Source organism: Bacteriovorax sp. BAL6_X, from assembly GCF_000443995.1.
GTDB lineage: Bacteria > Bdellovibrionota > Bacteriovoracia > Bacteriovoracales > Bacteriovoracaceae > Halobacteriovorax_A.
In genome coordinates this window covers 93,572-109,340 of record NZ_AUMC01000003.1, presented here as the reverse complement: position 1 = coordinate 109,340, position 15,769 = coordinate 93,572, and the positions used below count along the sequence as shown (strand labels likewise).

General features: G+C 35.6%; 15 protein-coding genes and 1 other RNA gene. 4 read left to right on the top strand and 12 right to left on the bottom strand.

Annotation, left to right across the window (positions count from 1 at the left end):
• The 7 genes from M902_RS00655 to M902_RS00625 form a co-directional block, all read right to left on the bottom strand.
• Entirely contained in the window at nucleotides 1–690 is a 690-nt protein-coding gene (locus M902_RS00655; protein WP_021266279.1) for a hypothetical protein, read from the bottom strand.
• A 97-nt stretch (nucleotides 691–787) separates the two neighbouring features.
• The gene (locus M902_RS00650; protein ID WP_040313675.1) at nucleotides 788–1,396 is read right to left on the bottom strand and encodes a hypothetical protein; all 609 of its coding nucleotides are present in this window, start codon (nucleotides 1,394–1,396) and stop codon (nucleotides 788–790) included.
• 17 nt (nucleotides 1,397–1,413) lie between these two features.
• A complete protein-coding gene (locus M902_RS00645; protein ID WP_021266330.1) occupies nucleotides 1,414–1,977 on the bottom strand; it encodes a hypothetical protein in 564 nt (187 codons plus the stop codon).
• Nucleotides 1,967–3,187, bottom strand: coding sequence for a radical SAM protein (locus M902_RS00640; RefSeq protein ID WP_021266214.1), 1,221 nt, complete (start codon nucleotides 3,185–3,187; stop codon nucleotides 1,967–1,969). Before M902_RS00640 ends, M902_RS00645 begins: the two co-directional genes overlap by 11 nt.
• Nucleotides 3,187–3,402 carry a hypothetical protein gene (locus M902_RS00635; protein ID WP_021266047.1) on the bottom strand — a complete coding sequence of 72 codons (216 nt, stop codon included), beginning with the start codon at nucleotides 3,400–3,402 and terminating at the stop codon, nucleotides 3,187–3,189. Before M902_RS00635 ends, M902_RS00640 begins: the two co-directional genes overlap by 1 nt.
• Entirely contained in the window at nucleotides 3,392–4,396 is a 1,005-nt protein-coding gene (locus tag M902_RS00630; protein WP_021265928.1) for a radical SAM protein, read from the bottom strand. Before M902_RS00630 ends, M902_RS00635 begins: the two co-directional genes overlap by 11 nt.
• Nucleotides 4,397–4,408: 12 nt before the next feature.
• Nucleotides 4,409–5,068, bottom strand: coding sequence for a hypothetical protein (locus tag M902_RS00625; RefSeq protein ID WP_021265731.1), 660 nt, complete (start codon nucleotides 5,066–5,068; stop codon nucleotides 4,409–4,411).
• Between the two features lie 60 nt (nucleotides 5,069–5,128).
• Here M902_RS00625 and M902_RS16400 point away from each other — a divergent pair, with 60 nt between their 5' ends.
• Nucleotides 5,129–5,503: a hypothetical protein gene (locus M902_RS16400; protein ID WP_156979676.1), complete on the top strand. Its 375-nt coding sequence runs from the start codon at nucleotides 5,129–5,131 to the stop codon at nucleotides 5,501–5,503.
• An 849-nt stretch (nucleotides 5,504–6,352) separates the two neighbouring features.
• Here the strand turns inward: M902_RS16400 and M902_RS15615 are convergent.
• Nucleotides 6,353–8,539: a putative 3-phosphoshikimate 1-carboxyvinyltransferase gene (locus tag M902_RS15615; protein ID WP_021266244.1), complete on the bottom strand. Its 2,187-nt coding sequence runs from the start codon at nucleotides 8,537–8,539 to the stop codon at nucleotides 6,353–6,355.
• A 1-nt stretch (nucleotide 8,540) separates the two neighbouring features.
• Nucleotides 8,541–9,533, bottom strand: coding sequence for a chorismate synthase (gene aroC / locus M902_RS00610; RefSeq protein WP_021266143.1), 993 nt, complete (start codon nucleotides 9,531–9,533; stop codon nucleotides 8,541–8,543).
• A gap of 83 nt (nucleotides 9,534–9,616) precedes the next feature.
• Between aroC and M902_RS00605 the strand changes: the two genes are divergently transcribed.
• On the top strand, nucleotides 9,617–10,330 hold the full coding sequence (locus M902_RS00605) for a zinc ribbon domain-containing protein (protein ID WP_021265796.1): 714 nt from the start codon (nucleotides 9,617–9,619) through the stop codon (nucleotides 10,328–10,330).
• 4 nt (nucleotides 10,331–10,334) lie between these two features.
• Here the strand turns inward: M902_RS00605 and M902_RS00600 are convergent, their stop codons facing one another.
• Nucleotides 10,335–11,723 (bottom strand): TolC family protein, encoded by a 1,389-nt coding sequence (locus tag M902_RS00600; RefSeq protein ID WP_021266135.1) that lies wholly within the window; start codon nucleotides 11,721–11,723, stop codon nucleotides 10,335–10,337.
• A gap of 134 nt (nucleotides 11,724–11,857) precedes the next feature.
• On the opposite strand from M902_RS00600, the gene rnpB reads away from it, so the two are divergent.
• Together rnpB and M902_RS00595 are read left to right on the top strand one after the other, a co-directional pair.
• An RNA gene (gene rnpB, locus M902_RS15740) (RNase P RNA component class A) lies at nucleotides 11,858–12,221 on the top strand.
• A 52-nt stretch (nucleotides 12,222–12,273) separates the two neighbouring features.
• The gene (locus M902_RS00595) at nucleotides 12,274–14,292 is read left to right on the top strand and encodes a S9 family peptidase (protein WP_021266522.1); all 2,019 of its coding nucleotides are present in this window, start codon (nucleotides 12,274–12,276) and stop codon (nucleotides 14,290–14,292) included.
• A 3-nt stretch (nucleotides 14,293–14,295) separates the two neighbouring features.
• On the opposite strand, the gene M902_RS00590 is transcribed toward M902_RS00595, so the two are convergent.
• Together M902_RS00590 and M902_RS00585 are read right to left on the bottom strand one after the other, a co-directional pair.
• Nucleotides 14,296–14,724 (bottom strand): hypothetical protein, encoded by a 429-nt coding sequence (locus tag M902_RS00590; RefSeq protein ID WP_021266365.1) that lies wholly within the window; start codon nucleotides 14,722–14,724, stop codon nucleotides 14,296–14,298.
• The gene (locus M902_RS00585) at nucleotides 14,721–15,749 is read right to left on the bottom strand and encodes an A/G-specific adenine glycosylase (RefSeq protein ID WP_021266158.1); all 1,029 of its coding nucleotides are present in this window, start codon (nucleotides 15,747–15,749) and stop codon (nucleotides 14,721–14,723) included. The genes M902_RS00590 and M902_RS00585 overlap by 4 nt, the downstream gene beginning before the upstream one ends.
• Between the last annotated feature and the right edge of the window lie 20 nt (nucleotides 15,750–15,769).

Here is a 15,769-nt window from a genome sequence, read left to right as displayed (position 1 = left end):
CTATTCCAAGAAAGCTGAGATTATTCTATCGACATCCGTTAATTGATATTTTTTCAATCCATTTTCTAGAATATCAGTATACCTTAGAATTACGGAGTCTTGAATCCCATTAGGGATTATCTCAATTTCTTTCTTGTAGTAAAAGGACTCTGGTATTAAACGATTATTAGTATCAGGACGATTACCCTGAAAGTACAATAATGTATCAAAGTGCTCGTGTAATCGATCAAAGTGTCTATTAGCCTCTTTATAAAACTTTTTTCGGCCATCATACTTCTTAGGTATTTCAATATTCTTGTAATCAAAAAAAGGTGAAACAATAAAGATATTATTATCAATCACATCTAGTTTTTTATAGTGCTCAAATGAAAATTTTAAAAGTTCTTTTTCATCATAATTCTGATAATCATAATAACCAAAATATCGGCATGATTTTTTTTGAAACCTCTTAAGAGGATTGGCCACATTAGAATACACAAGCAAATCACATGGAATCACTTCTCCAAGACTCTCTAAAGTATGAATATCTAAAATTAAACATCGAGAAGGCTTAAGTTTATAAATATCATAAACTTTTTGGGTAACTATAAAGGATTTATTATACTCTTGCGGATAATCATATTTTTCATTGAAGATTTGTAAATACTTGAGTCGTTCTTGTTCAGAACAGTTATGTAGGATAAATTTCACATCGCTGCTTCGAGCTCTTGTAAAGAGAAAATACTCGAAGCAGTAAAACAATGTTCCGTTTATTTTTCGATGATCTTTTTGTAAATAGAGAATAATTTTAGAAGAATGTTGAATAGTAGTCCTCTAAGAACTTATTAGTAAGCTCGTCGATTTTATCTGTACATTCTTCTTCATTAATCATCTTTCTAAAGTGATCAAACTTCTTATTCAATGCACTAACTCTTTCGATTTGATCGCGCATATTCAGATAGTCTTCTAGTTTTTGGATAAGATCCTCATTACCTGTTTCCAAAATTTCTAGGTACTTTGACTCACGATTTTCGGCCGTAATAAAGTACCCCTTATCACAAAGTTCATTATTTAAACACATATAGCTATAAAACGTATAACCACTTACAGAAGCGAGGTCTTGCGTAACTACCATGCGGGCCTTTTTAATGGCAGACTCTCTCGCAAAATTATAATCACTTGAGTCACCACTAATAAGCTTTATCTCGTGTGGCATGACTTCGTTATATTCAATTGGTTTAACAATTCTAACTTCGATACCTTCAGTTAAGGCATGCTTAATAATTGACGCAGACACAGCGGAAAGGTTTAAAAGCTTTTCCTGTCGTTCAATTGGATCTAGTGTATGAGGAAAAACATTTGTCACGTACCAGTGTGACCCACGATCCTCAACTGAAGCAACATCATATAACATCATAATTAATTCCTTTTAATCTAGTAGTGACATCCACAATTGTTATGACAATTACAAACAGCATTACAGTTACAATCTGAATTACAAATACAATCTGCTCTAATAGTATTATAATATGTTAATAATTCTTGCACATGTGATCTAACAAGCTTTTGCCCATATTTATTCCATGTCCTCGCTCCAGAAGTACCACCTGCTGATGGGTCATCTGCAGTACGAGGTCTATTATCCCAAGGAGAAACTCCGGAAGGTGCCGGTGTATAAATTACTGGAGTATCATTTTTAGGAGACAGATCATTAATCTCATTATTTATAGATGCCGATGCAGCATTTGTAATTCTTGCCCCAACACCAAAAGATGAAGAAGGTGTCCCCGGATTATAATAAGGATGCGAGCGATATCGCGCTAACTCTGCAGCGATATTATTCCTCAAGTTAGAAATATGCGTGCTTAACACCTTTCCACCTGAAGTAACCCCAGAACTTAAAGTGACACCTCTATTAGAAGTACAAACCCCACGGTGCCCTGAACAAGTACTAGTTCCTGTATTGTGATAAGAACAGTGTCCACCACTACATGCCATTTGTCGCCTCCTTATCCATATACTCTTCTCTCGTCATTACATTTTCAGAGAATATATGTTTTTGAACTGCCCTATCGATCTCCCCAAATGTTTTAAAGAAACCACAAAGCTCGTTTACCCAATTATCTGTCCACTTTTCAAAAAAGTCTGTCTTTTCACTTTTCTCATGACTTGCTACAGGACAAATCATACAAGTTGTAGCGACACAGTCCTGACAGTCTTTATGAATTTTCTTAAGTGGTTCTTCAAATTTTTTAGTATAAGCACTAATTTTCTCAACGAATGCATCATCATTGATATCACTATAGGCCAACTCTTCCTTATGTTTCGAATAAATGGCCCCGTGACAAGCGTAGAGATTTCCACGCTGATCAATTGCCGCCATATTATATCCAGCAGAACAGTGTTTACGATTATCTTCTCCACCAAACCATGAACAAAGATAACGACCATTTTCATTATAGAATTCAATTTCTCTCTTTGCGATTTTCAAAAACTCTGCTCTAAAGATCTTTATCGCATCCTTTTTCTCATCAAGAGAAAACTTTGTAATATAATCAATCGTTGGTGAGTAACTAATATTAATATCTTTGGAAACTTTCCAAAGAAGTTTTTGAATATCGTAATAATCTTCCCAACAAGAATAGAGACTTTCCATACTATCAATAGGAAGTGTAGCCTTCATACTTACATTGATACCAAGACCAGCAAGTTCATAAAGGTTGTTAATAACATGATTACTTGAAGGTTTTTTATTCTTCATTAATCGGTAACTGTCGTTAACAGCACGGCCATCATATGACACTTGAACATGCAGCTTACTTGTATCAACATTCTCAATAATCTTTCTCATATTGTGAATATTGAAAGCGTTAGTGTATAAGTGGAAATCAACATTTTCGTGATCACGATACTTATTCATTAACTCGATAATAAAGTTTGGATTGAGAGTAGGCTCTCCTCCCCAAAGTGAAATATTCAAACCATCATACTTACTTTGAAACCAGTTCTTATCTGCAAGAATACTATCGATTCTTTTAAAGATAACTGGTAGCTCATTATCGAGACGGGCCTTATCAACCTTTTCTCCTTCAAAGCAGTAAGTACAATTTAAATCACATAACGCAGAGGTTGTGATTTCAAGAGTAAAGTATTTCTTTGCGACACGCTTAGAAGCCTTCGCTGGATTTTCAAAATTGTAGGCGACCATTATTCTATCTCCACGTTGAGAATCTCATCTAAAATATCATCTAATTTCTCCTCTGAAACCTTTTCAGCTTCAGGCTTGATCATTGATAATATTTCATCTGCTTCAAGCATTAGTCTTTCACCATACTCTGGTGAGATCGGCATTAAATGTTTACCCGCTTCAAATAAATGTTCCGCCGCTAAAAACATACTGCGATTTAGTGCTTTAAGATTCATAAATTTCTCTTTTCAAGATTCTAGTAAAATATTTATTTGACCTTATTTCAGAAATCATACGTTGTACTTCCTTATAAAAATGGCGATACATTATACAAATATTCTCAATAGGTCCTTCGTTCTTAATGTTCTCATATAAACAGCCTTTTCTACAGAATTTTTTTACACTGCAGCTCTCACATGCGGCCATATTCTTATATTCTGGAATTTGTAGATAAAGGTCATCATCTTTGAAGCGATTACAGGCAATTAGCTTATCTTCTGAAAAAGATAAATGCGTCTCTCCTGCTCCGCAATAATCAGTTGTTATATCTTTTGCAGTGTAGCGTAAAATATGTCTTAGATAAGTGAGAATTATTTGTGGCATCTCTACTTTATCGACATTTTCAATATACCAGTCGACTAACTCACTAAAGCCATCGTTAATGGCATTTGCACTTTCCTCACTCCAGACATCGACATCTCTGATAAGAGTAAGGTCAGGATTTAGGTTAAGAACTTTTTTGATATAAAGGTGATTTTCAAGAAGATTGCTATTGCCTGCGTAAATCATCGAGTGGCAAGTAAGGTCATTAAGTTGTTTTATAATTGGAAGTTTCTTTTCGTATAAGTAATTTGTTCCACGACTATCGTGTTGCTTGCGATTAATATCTTGCCAAAGGCCATCATAGGACAAAGAGACTCGAATATTATTCTCGTTTAGAAAATTAACCTTATCCTGATCAAGCAGTAAACCATTTGTCGGCATATAGAATTGAATATTCTTTTCCCTCTTTAACTCATCAGTCACTTCAACAATTTTATCCCAGTGAAGAAGAGGTTCACCACCATAGAAATCAATCTGTATTAATTCATCAGGGTTTTCTGCGCGTACCTTTTTATATGATTCAAAAAAAATATCAGTATTGATTGACTTCTTGGAAAGCTTATCAACATTGCAGTAACTACAACTTAAGTTACAAGCTTCCGAAAAAGCAATTGATAAGACTATCATAATAGACCTTTATTACTTTACCTTTACCCAGTGACGGCCATCAACCTGGATTTCAACATTTCCATCACCGAAAGTATCTTTAAGTTCTTTCTTTTTATATATAGCAACTAATCTTTCTGGATAATTACGTTTTTCTTCCAGTGTCATTTCCGTCAAATTGCCATGATCATCGTTAGTTAATGGTGTCCCACATGGATACTCATCGTCAACATATGCAAGGACCCAACCACCAATAGCAATTGGTACCTCGAGACCAGCGTTGCCTTTACCAACACCAAATCCAAATGTATCAGAGGCAATTCCAATAACGCTTAACTGACATCTTTGTGAACAGATACGAGCGCCTTCAACTGTATCGTAATAGCACTTTCCAGGTATTAACTCATCATTTAGTAGTTGATAATCAGCAACATCATTCCAAACGGCATTCCAAACCCTAGCACCTCTTATATCACCAGTAGCAGTGATGGCACCACCGTTAGTAATATTGCCTCCAGCATCTATATTATTACCGACACTAAGATTTCGAACAGCACGTATATCCCGTCTTGCAACTAAGTGATTATATGCAACGAAACTACCACCAGTATAGTAGAGATCTGGTCCAGATAAATTTGCATACGAAAAAGTTGCATTATTAAAGTCTGTTAACGTACCATTTTTTAAAGTCATAACCATATCCTCTAATAAATAATTTTCTATATTTTTATAAATCTATTATATAATAGTATCATGAAACGAAGAAATTTTATTTTATCTACAATCTTCTCGCTATTTACCTACAAATCAATTGTGCACGCTATCTCGCGTTCTAAGGTAATTGACCCAGGTAATATACTGATTTCAAACGATTTTGGCACTTGTGTAACGCTAAAATCAGGGATGAATTATAAACTTCCAGATAATCCAACAAGTATTAAGTCTTGTATTCATTTTAAAGTTGTGAAGAGTAAGTTGTCTCGAACACCTACAGTAAGTAGTGATAAGCATATGATTGCCAATAATTCAGGTCAATTTATAATTGATAAAAACATAGACTTAGATAAATCTCGTTTTTTTACTCTACAATATATTAATGACAAGATTGGTTGGATTGCTTTCTCGTAGGTAAGCAAAAAATGACACCTAAAAGAATTATATTTGAGACAAACTCAATCTTCATGACTACGACAGTTAGTAAATGAAATCCAATTATTAACAATGCCCAATTATACAAAGACGATCTCTTCTTAAAATATAAAATTAAACCACTAAGCTCTAATAAGACAACAAATAGCCCCGAGCTAAAAAATACAATAGATGGCACTTGATTTAATAATAACCAACTATATCCTGAACTAGAATTATAATCTTCAATTATATGACGTAATCCATTTAAATGAAAGTAGCCCTGACCTTCGAAGAAAAAACTAGTAATAGAATAATAAACCTTCCAGAAACCAGACATAAAATATATTAGAACAGTGAGTAGTTTAGATAGATTTAAAATACTATCCCTTGAAGAGTCATTATCTTTTTCAAAAATCAGTATTATAGAAATGTATAGCCAAAGAAATAAGTCGTGGTCTATATCAGCACCATTAGACATCCCTATTATAAAAAATAGTACTATAGAATAAATAATTCGATAGTACTTACAAAACGCATATTTTAACGCACCAAAGGTAGTAATCGTCCATAAGCATAATGCAGGTAGAAGAAACTCTAAAGGTACAATTGAAGATATCCAGTTTGTTTCTTTCGGAGTTGAAAAACTTTCATAAAGAAACATACTTATAATAGGAAAAGTCATTAAATAGAATATTTGAGATAGATTACTTATCAACTATTTATCCCTCGAAACACTGAATAAATTCCAACTAAAGAATGGATAAATATTTCCACGATAACCAAAGATCTCGCAGAAGATTGAAATCGTAATAAATAAAGAAACTATTATGACTTCAATCTTCTTCACTAAGCAATAACCTCAAAGAAGTTAGGAAATGACTTTTCGACACAGTCCTTATTTTCTAAATTTCCACCACCATTTACTAATTGATAAAGGTAAGAAACCATTACCATACGGTGATCTCGAGGCGGAACGATATCGACAGACCTTCCATCAGGCTTTGTTCCAATAACTTCAAGATAGTCTTCTTCCTCGTGATAGTGATGTTCAATATCATAGAGCTTCATTAAGTCCATTACTGCATTTAAGCGATCAGACTCTTTATGAATAAGAACTTCAACACTTCTAATTATTGTTGCTCCATCTGCGTACGAAGCCAGAAAGCATAGTGTTGGTATGAGATCTGGACAATCGCGACAATCCATTTCAAATCCGTTTAAATTGTCCATACCGTTAAATAAGAAGCCATTGGCGGTAAAGTCAAATTGCCCACCTAATTCTTCAAGAAGTCCTATAAACTTACTATCTGCTTGAAAGCGATCGATTCCTTTACAATTCTCAACTAAGACTGGACCAGTTAAACAAGCATAGGCCAGCGGATATCCTAGAGAACTAAAGTCTACAGGAACTTCAAAAACTTGTTCTCCATTTTTAAAACGCTCAATTAAGTTCAATGTCATGTCCCAATATGGACGACTCGTAGTTAAATTAACAGGCTCGACATCAATATCACGTGGAGACAGGGCCATTGCAAGACCAGTTGCAAATTGTGTCGAACGACTACAATCTACTTCATATACCCCTCTAGAGATACTCACAGGCCCTTGAACTTGAAACCATGTATTTTCATCTCTAGTCACAATCGCATCGAGATCATTTAGTACATTTGCCAGCTCATCCATTGGCCTTTCAAACATTTTTTCACTTGGAATTAAGCTATATTTATTTTTTCCCAAGGCAAGTAGTGGAATGATAAATCGATTTGTCGTTCCTCCATCTCCAGAATAAAGCTCGATTACATCATCTGTTTCAATCTCGCATTCAGGAAAAGAGCCACGAATAATAATTCCATCATCGGCCTTCTCAATTGTTAAACCAATACTCTCTAAGCAACTGAGCATATTAACAACATCTGTTGACTCTGGCATATTTATAAGCTGCACATCTTGTGGATAAGTAGCGGCCAAGATAAGTGCGCGATTAGCAAATGACTTAGATGAAGGAACTTTTATTTTTTTAATAAAGTCTTTTGTTGTTCCCTTACCATTAGCATAATCAAGTAAGTGCTGTCTAAGATCATCAAGAGAAATTGTCTGAATCGAAGGCGCTCCAATTCCGTTTGGTAGAATCACTTCGATTGCATTACGACTTACAACTTTCTTATCTTTTGCAATATAACTCATCATCTCTTCAACAGGTAGAGAATCTTCCCAAGGACACATTAAAGCGTCTAAACCAAAAATTCCGGAGAATTGGTTTAAGAATTCACTTTCTTCATCACGATGAAAAATATTAAAGATTAGCTTCAATCCCCAGTAGACTGCAACACCATGTGGAAGCTCATATACTTTTTCAATTGCATGACCTAAAGTATGGCCAAGATTAAGAACTTTTCTTATCCCACCCTCTTTGAAGTCTTGCTCTACAATCTCTTGCTTATACTTAGCACAACGAAGAGTAATCTCTTCAAAACTAGCTTCGTTATTAATTAGGTTAAATACTTGTTCATCAAGGAAGTAGTATTTCGCTAATTCACCTAGACCAGAAATAAAATCTTCCTCTGCTAGAGTTTCTAAAAACTTTGCACAAATATAGATTTTTTCAGGAAGATGGAAAGCTCCAATTAAGTTCTTCCCAAACTTTGAGTTAACTGCAACCTTGCCACCAATGCTTGCATCTATCATCGAAAGTAGAGTTGTTGGAATAACACTCCACTTAATTCCTCTTAATAGTAGCGTGGCCACAAGTCCCGCAAAGTCCGAACATGCACCTCCACCAATAGCAACAAGGTGTGCACCACGATGAATTCCTTTTTCTATAAAGAATTCACATGCTCTTTCAACTTCCGAGATATTTTTACAATCTTCACCAGCAGGGGCGATATAAATCTCAATACCTTCCCTTGCATCAATAAGATCGAGATAGAGACTATTGATATTAGAGTCTAAAATAACGAGGATTCGATCTGAATCAATCTCATTTAATATTTTGTTTACGTCATTAATTTCTTCAAATAGCTTAATTTCAGACAAATTATACCTCGTATGCTTTCTGTCTTAGAAAGTGATCCGCCAATACTACCCTAACCATTGACTCTACGACAACAACTGCCCTAGGAAGAATACATGGATCATGACGGCCTTCTTTCGCATTTGCTCCAACTGTAGAAGTTGGTTTGAAAGTTAGATCAAGATTAATCATCTCACCATTACTAATTCCACCTTCAATTCCACCAAAATTAGCGCTATCGGTACTAACTTCTTGTCCACTCATATCGGCCATCTTTACACCTGCACCAAAAGAAAAAGCAACACATGCTCCAATTGATAAAACGGCCTTTGCAAGATCCGCTTTTAATTTATCAAAGGCCGGCTCCCCTAGGCCCACTGGACAATTTTGAATATTGACAGAAATACGTCCACCAATCGAATCACCCTTGGCCTTAAGATCAATTAGATATTTTTCGATTTCACTATCTTTTGATGGATCACCAAAATTATATGTACCAAGATTTTGTGGAAAACTCTTAATTATATTTTCACATTCAAACGGCCCAAGCTTAGAAATAAAAGTATTAACTTTTACTTTAGGAAGAACCAAACTCGCGAAGTAACCTGCCACGACACGAGAAACTGTTTCACGTCCACTACTGCGGCCTCCACCACGATGATCACGAATTCCGTACTTTAAATCATAAGTTCGATCAGCATGTCCAGGGCGATAATTATTCTTTAACTTATCGTAATCTTTACTTCTTTGATTAGTATTGCGAATAATAACTGCAATTGGCGTTCCCAATGTCTTCCCTTCAAAAACTCCAGAAAGAACTTCGGCTTGATCAGGCTCTTTTCTTGCTGTTACACCTTTTGAGCGCCCAGGGGCCCTCTTATCTAGCATTGCCTGTAGATCATCTAAATTAAAATCAAGTCCACTAGGGACACCATCTAAAACAACACCCAAGGCAGGGCCATGTGACTCACCAAAGGTAGTCATTGAAAACATTTTTCCGAATATACTTCCGCGCATTATAACTCCTATCTACCTATTATCACCTTAAATAAACAAATATTCCAATCGCGACTGCTAGGTAAATATGTTATTAATTACAAATGGAAAACTTAAAATATCTAAAAGATGTCATGGATTTAGAAAAGGTCATTGAGGGCCTAGAGAGCGCAACAGACGAAGAATTGAAGCGAATCGATTTTTTAAAGAAACAACTAAGCAATAAGTCTGAGTCAATAGATCAACTTAATTTACAGCTAACTGAAACTAAAGAGTGTTTAAATTCTCTTGAGAAAGAACTATTTGATTCAGATAAAAAGCTTGAACAAGCTAAGCATAACTTAAATTCTGTAACAAGTAGTCAACAGGAAGAGGCCCTTCAAAAAACGATCAATTTATTAGAAAAAGAATCAAACCTAAAACAGGATACGATATTAGAACTACTTGAAGAAGTAGAGCAGCTCGAAGCAACGATCTCTGAAGCACATGAATTCATTAAGGGTATCAATGAGACAATCTCTGAAATAAAAGTAGAAGTTGCACAAATTAAATCATCTAATGATTCAAAAATAAATGAAGTCGAAAATCAAATTATGGGCCTTCTAGATGAAGTAGGTGTTCAGGCCAAGGAACTTTATCTAAGGGCAAAGAAAAAACACCACCATACTGCAGCTACATTTCTTCAAGGCAATAGCTGCGGTAGTTGTCGCCTAACATATTCAATTGGTGAATGTAATGAATTTAACAAAGGCAATGATTTAATTCTATGCCGTGGGTGTGGAAGACTAATTCTCCCAAGCACCCTACGTACACTCTAAACTCTTATTGAAAGTGGTTACCAAGCTTTCCGTAGATATCAAGTAAACTGAAGTACAGTTTTTGACGACGACTTATATATTCTACGAATTTATTTTCAGTACTAATAAGCCTTTCTTCTGCTGAAATCACATTATCAAAGTCAGCACGGCCACGAGAGTATAGCTTGTTATATTCCGCAACTGAAAGAGTCGCTAACTTGTGTCTTTTAAGAACAAGATCAATCGTCTTATCAATTAGACGAATTGTATTCTTAAGCGCATCTAATTGATTCTTAGTTCTTATCTTTGCCAGGCGATGCTGATACTCAGTATTAAGCTTATTAATTCTTGCTTCTTTTAAGTTATTTTTTTCAACTGTCATACCAAGAGGGATTACAATTTGTAGACCTACTTCTGTCGCATCATTATCAGAACCAAATGTACCATCACTGAAAACGTTCCCGCTTCCTGCAACTGTATAACTATTAGTCTTGTATGCACCACTTAATTCAATCGTTGGAAATACAGAGTTGTCATACTTTTCGATAGCTGTATTTAATGATTCAAGCTTTTTATTTAAAGCCTGAATAGTAAGATTGGAGTCGATTTCACCATCTGTGATTGTTTCCATTTTATTTTTTTCAATTTTATATAAATCGATATCATTAAATGAGTGAGGCCTTTCTAGCTTACTCTCTAAAGACTTCTTATAAGTTTCAAGTTGAGACTCAAGTTCTGCATGCTCCTCACCTACAGAATTAACAGACGCTTGAGCTGAATAGAGATCAACTCTTTCCTTTAGGCCATCTCTAACTTGCTTTTGAACGAACTTAAGTCTTTTTTGAGCACGCTTCATCGCTTCATCTTTAAGCTGAATAAGTGTCTTTGTTTTTTTGTAATTATAATAAGTTTCGATAAACTCGAGAACATTTTGAGAAACTTCAGCGTCGAAAGCATACTTAGATGAATAGACATTCTTTTCAGCAATTTTGATGTCAGCATCGTCATTACGGCCTAAGAAGTTCTTTCCTAGATCCTGAGTGTATGAAACTTCTTGGTTATACCCTTCGTATTCGGTTCCACCACTAAAATCAATATAAGAGCCAGTGATCGAAAATTTTCCACCCCAAACATTTTCTTTAGATAATTCGACACCTGAATTGAATGCCTTATATGTATTAATCAGGTTTGGATTATTTGGATTCGAAATAAGGCCAACATCATCATGTTGAGCTAAAACACCTAAAGTCCAAGGCCTTTTCTCACCAGACTCAAGTTCAAGAGTAAGTTTAGAAAGCTCAAAATTGTAACTCGCTTCTTTAACTTCTGTTGAATTTTTTAAATATTCACGAACATAATTCTTTAGATTTGCACTTGCTGAAAATGACACAAGAGCCAATAAAATATATTTCATCAATTCTCCATGGCGACTGGCTATGTAACTTTTACGAATACAATTTAAAAAAGTTTTACCATAGTCATTCAAAGCATGACTAGTTAGTGTGTAAACCTTTGACAATCGATGTGACATAGGGCATAAATCTGCAAAGAGTTAAGGAGACTATCGCTGGTTTATTATACTTCGGTATAGTGAACGGGAGGAAAGTCCGGGCACCATACGGCAGCTTAGCGGGTAACGCCCGTCGGTCGCGAGACTAGGACAAGTGCAACAGAGAAGAAGTACAGGGGTTTGAACTCGATTGGGGTAGCTTCGGCCGGCCAATCAGTGACGAGATTTATCTCACCTGCTGTAGTGAAAATAGGTAAACTCTAGGCGGTGCAAGCTTGAATAGGTCAACTCATGGGGTAGCCGGCCCTTGTTGACGGGTTAAGCGCTCGAGCCAGTGGGTAACTACTGGCCTAGACGAATGATAGTCCAATACAGGACCCGGCTTATACCTTAACTCTTCTTTTTATATGTGCCGCTCTCGCGGCACATTATTCATTCAATTCAGGAGGACAAAATGAAATACCCTCAGCCAAAGAAAATCCCACACGAGACAAAAATTCATGACCAAGTTTTAACTGATGACTACTTCTGGATGAGAAATCGCGAAGAAGATAGTGATGTCATAAAATTTCTAAACGAAGAAAATGAGCTTTTTAAGAATTACCTAAATGACTCTGAAGAACTTAAGAATACAATTTTTGAAGAATTAAAGTCTCGAGAACTTCAAACATATGAAACCTGTCCATACCCACATGATGAATATGAATACTTTGAAAGGTATGAAGAGGGAAAAGATTATCCAATTCACTTTCGTCGCCATATAGGAACTAATGAAAAACAAGTTTGCTTGGATGAAAATGAATTAGCACAAGGAAGAGACTTCCTTGATGTAGGAACATTTGAAATATCTCCATGTCATCGTTACCTCATCTATACTATTGATGACAATGGTGATGAGCTTTACGATCTATATATTAAGGACTTATCAACAAATGAGATAATTCTTGAAGGCCCTAAGAAAATCAACGGCGGTCCTGTTTGGTTTAATGATTCAAAACACTATGCTTATATTGAAATGGATGAGAATATGCGTCCTTTCAAAGTTCACGTCACTGATATGGTAAATTCTTTTGATAAAGTTATTTATACTGAAGAGTCTGGTGAGTATTTTCTAACAATCGAAGAAACAATGGATCACAGGTACTTGCTTATCAATGCTGGTGGTTCTGCAAATAATTCAATTTCATATATTAAAGCTGATGCTAGCGATTTAAATCCAATTGAAATCTTCCCTAAAGAAGACAAAATTGAGTACACGGTAGAAACAGATGGTAACGACTTCTTAGTTCTAACAAATAAGTTTAGCGAGAACTTCTCTATCTTAAGAACACCGATTGCAAGACCAGATTATGCTTCTGCAACGGTTGAGGTAGAAGGTAGCAGTGAAAGATACCTTACAAACTTAAATGTATTTAAAGATTTTAAAGTTATTAGTTTCCGCGAAAAAGGACTTAATCATTTTCTCGTAATCAAAGGTGATGAAAGAAAAGAAATATCTTTTCCAGAAGATGCTTATCATGTAGGTGGAGGTAATAATGCAAACTTTGATACTAAAGTTTATCGCTATAACTATAGCTCCCCGACAACTCCTAGCACAACATATGACTACAATGTAGAAACAGGAGAATCAACACGTATCCATCAAATTGAAGTTCCAGGCTTTGATCAACATAAATATGTCGTTGAGAGAAAATTTATTCCATCTCATGATGGAGTAATGGTTCCTATGACAATCATTAGAGCAAAGACAACAAAGATCGGAGATCCTAACAAGTGTCTTCTTTATGGTTATGGTTCTTACTCCATTTCAATTCATCCATGGTTTAATCGAAATAATATCTCACTTCTTGATCGTGGCTTTGTTTATGCTATCGGACATATTCGTGGAAGTTCGACAATGGGACGTTCATGGTATGAAAATGGAAAGTTTTTAAAGAAGCAAAATACTTTCAAAGATTTCTACGCCTGTGCCAAGTACCTAATCAATGAAGGCTATACGGCCAAAGGTAGAATCGGGATTATGGGCGGAAGTGCTGGTGGTATGCTTGTTGGAGCAACAATCAATCTAGACACTGAAAATCTGATTGGTGCCGCTTGCGCAGACGTTCCATTCGTTGATGTTCTAAACACAATGCTTGATGATAGTCTTCCCCTAACTCAGCTAGAGTATGAAGAATGGGGAAATCCTAATGATAAGGAATATTTTGACTACATTAAATCATATTGCCCATACTCAAATATTCAAAAAAGAGATTATCCAGCAGTTCTAGCGATCGCAGGTTTAAACGATCCTCGTGTTACCTACTGGGAACCAATGAAGTGGACTTATAAACTTCGCGATTTTGCTTCAGACTCAAGAGTAAAACTTCTTTGGACAAATATGGATGCGGGACACGCTGGTGCTTCAGGACGCTTTGAAACATTCAAAGAGTTTGCCGATATCTACACTTTCTTTATTAAAGAATTAGAATAAAACTTAAAGTATTTTAGATAAGTCTTGGGGAGAAATCCCCAGGATTTTTGTCATCTTGGTTTTCTTAATCTCCTTAGACCAAATAAAACCTAAAATTTCGTCACCATCTAAAATTAACTTCATCTCCCCTTCACCAAGTCCAGGTCGAGAACATTTTTCATTTGAATGGGGTTGCTTTGAGTAATCGTAAACCTTGATCCAACCATCAGTTAGAATTTCACGAATAATAGCGATATGACCAGTATCACCACTACTAGGAATGATCTTTTTACGCCAAAGAATAAGATCCCCAACGGACAACTCACTTAGACGATGCTTAATAAAGGCCTCATTTTCAATAGAGTCGAAGAATTCATAAACACGCCCATGGGGAATATTAATGCCTTCTTTATTGAGTAAATCTTTAATGGCCGTGAAACAATTTACTTTCATAAGATTTTATCAAGGGCCTTAGTTGTTGCCGTTGATATATTCAATTTTTCATTGAGTTTATACTTTCTAAAAGCACCAGTGTAACTCTTTTTAAATTCAGCATGTGAAATTTCAAGAATATAATTTGTGATTTTATACTTTGTGATAGCTGTCTTATATTTCTTTAACTTCTTATAAGAAAGCTTTGAGTCTAGCTCAGGGTATTGTTTAAGCTTCTTGTCTTCACTCTTTAAAATAAATGTTGGGCATTCAATTTGACCAGATAGCCACTCATCATCGGCCTTACGATATCCTAGAATTGAATCTTTTTCTTTCACAATAACTCTAAGAAGATCAAGTTCATACGTTTTAGCAATCTTCTTTACAGGAATTTCTGGGTACTCAAGGGCATCTTTTGAATTTCCTGCAACACAGTCTTTATAAACAGGACAACCCACACAATTTGCACTTCGGGCCTGACAATAGATACGCCCAAGATCCATTAAGGCCTCGTTAATATCACGTCCCTTGCACTTTGCAATTTCAGGAAACTCTCCATCTTCAAATTTTTTCTTAATTAACTTTTGAAGCTTTGGCCCTTTGGCCCCTTGAATACCATAAATACGACTGACAACTCTTTCAATATTGGCATCGATTGAAAGCGCGCTCTTATTTTGTCCAATACTTAAAATAGCATTGGCCGTGTACTCTCCAATTCCCGTAATAGAGATCAAGTCTTCATACTTTGTTGGAATTTTACCATTGAAGTTTTCAACGATATCAATTGCGGCCTTTCTAAGGTTTCGTGCACGTCGATAGTAACCAAGACCCTTCCAGGCAACACAAATTTCTTCTTCAGTTGAAGAGGCCAAAGTTTCAATATCAGGATAGATTAAAAGAAATCTTTCAAAGTGGTTTTGAACTGTACCGACCGTTGTTTGTTGCAACATAATTTCTGAAACAAGTGTTTTATAGACAGTTCTATTTCTTCGCCAAGGAAGCTCTGTATAAGTGTCTTTCGACCATTTAAGAAGTTTTTTAAACATGATTATTTGTAGCGATTTCT

Excerpts from the sequence above, each read along its gene's own strand:
- M902_RS00645 (WP_021266330.1), bottom strand. The coding sequence starts at position 1,977 with ATGGCATGTAGTGGTGGACACTGTTCTTATCACAATACAGGAACTAGT.
- M902_RS00585 (WP_021266158.1), bottom strand. The coding sequence starts at position 15,749 with ATGTTTAAAAAACTTCTTAAATGGTCGAAAGACACTTATACAGAGCTT.
- M902_RS00600 (WP_021266135.1), bottom strand. The coding sequence starts at position 11,723 with ATGAAATATATTTTATTGGCTCTTGTGTCATTTTCAGCAAGTGCAAAT.
- M902_RS00590 (WP_021266365.1), bottom strand. The coding sequence starts at position 14,724 with ATGAAAGTAAATTGTTTCACGGCCATTAAAGATTTACTCAATAAAGAA.
- M902_RS00605 (WP_021265796.1), top strand. The coding sequence starts at position 9,617 with ATGGAAAACTTAAAATATCTAAAAGATGTCATGGATTTAGAAAAGGTC.
- aroC (WP_021266143.1), bottom strand. The coding sequence starts at position 9,533 with ATGCGCGGAAGTATATTCGGAAAAATGTTTTCAATGACTACCTTTGGT.
- M902_RS00650 (WP_040313675.1), bottom strand. The coding sequence starts at position 1,396 with ATGATGTTATATGATGTTGCTTCAGTTGAGGATCGTGGGTCACACTGG.
- M902_RS00630 (WP_021265928.1), bottom strand. The coding sequence starts at position 4,396 with ATGATAGTCTTATCAATTGCTTTTTCGGAAGCTTGTAACTTAAGTTGT.
- M902_RS00640 (WP_021266214.1), bottom strand. The coding sequence starts at position 3,187 with ATGGTCGCCTACAATTTTGAAAATCCAGCGAAGGCTTCTAAGCGTGTC.
- M902_RS00635 (WP_021266047.1), bottom strand. The coding sequence starts at position 3,402 with ATGAATCTTAAAGCACTAAATCGCAGTATGTTTTTAGCGGCGGAACAT.
- M902_RS00625 (WP_021265731.1), bottom strand. The coding sequence starts at position 5,068 with ATGACTTTAAAAAATGGTACGTTAACAGACTTTAATAATGCAACTTTT.
- M902_RS00595 (WP_021266522.1), top strand. The coding sequence starts at position 12,274 with ATGAAATACCCTCAGCCAAAGAAAATCCCACACGAGACAAAAATTCAT.
- M902_RS16400 (WP_156979676.1), top strand. The coding sequence starts at position 5,129 with ATGAAACGAAGAAATTTTATTTTATCTACAATCTTCTCGCTATTTACC.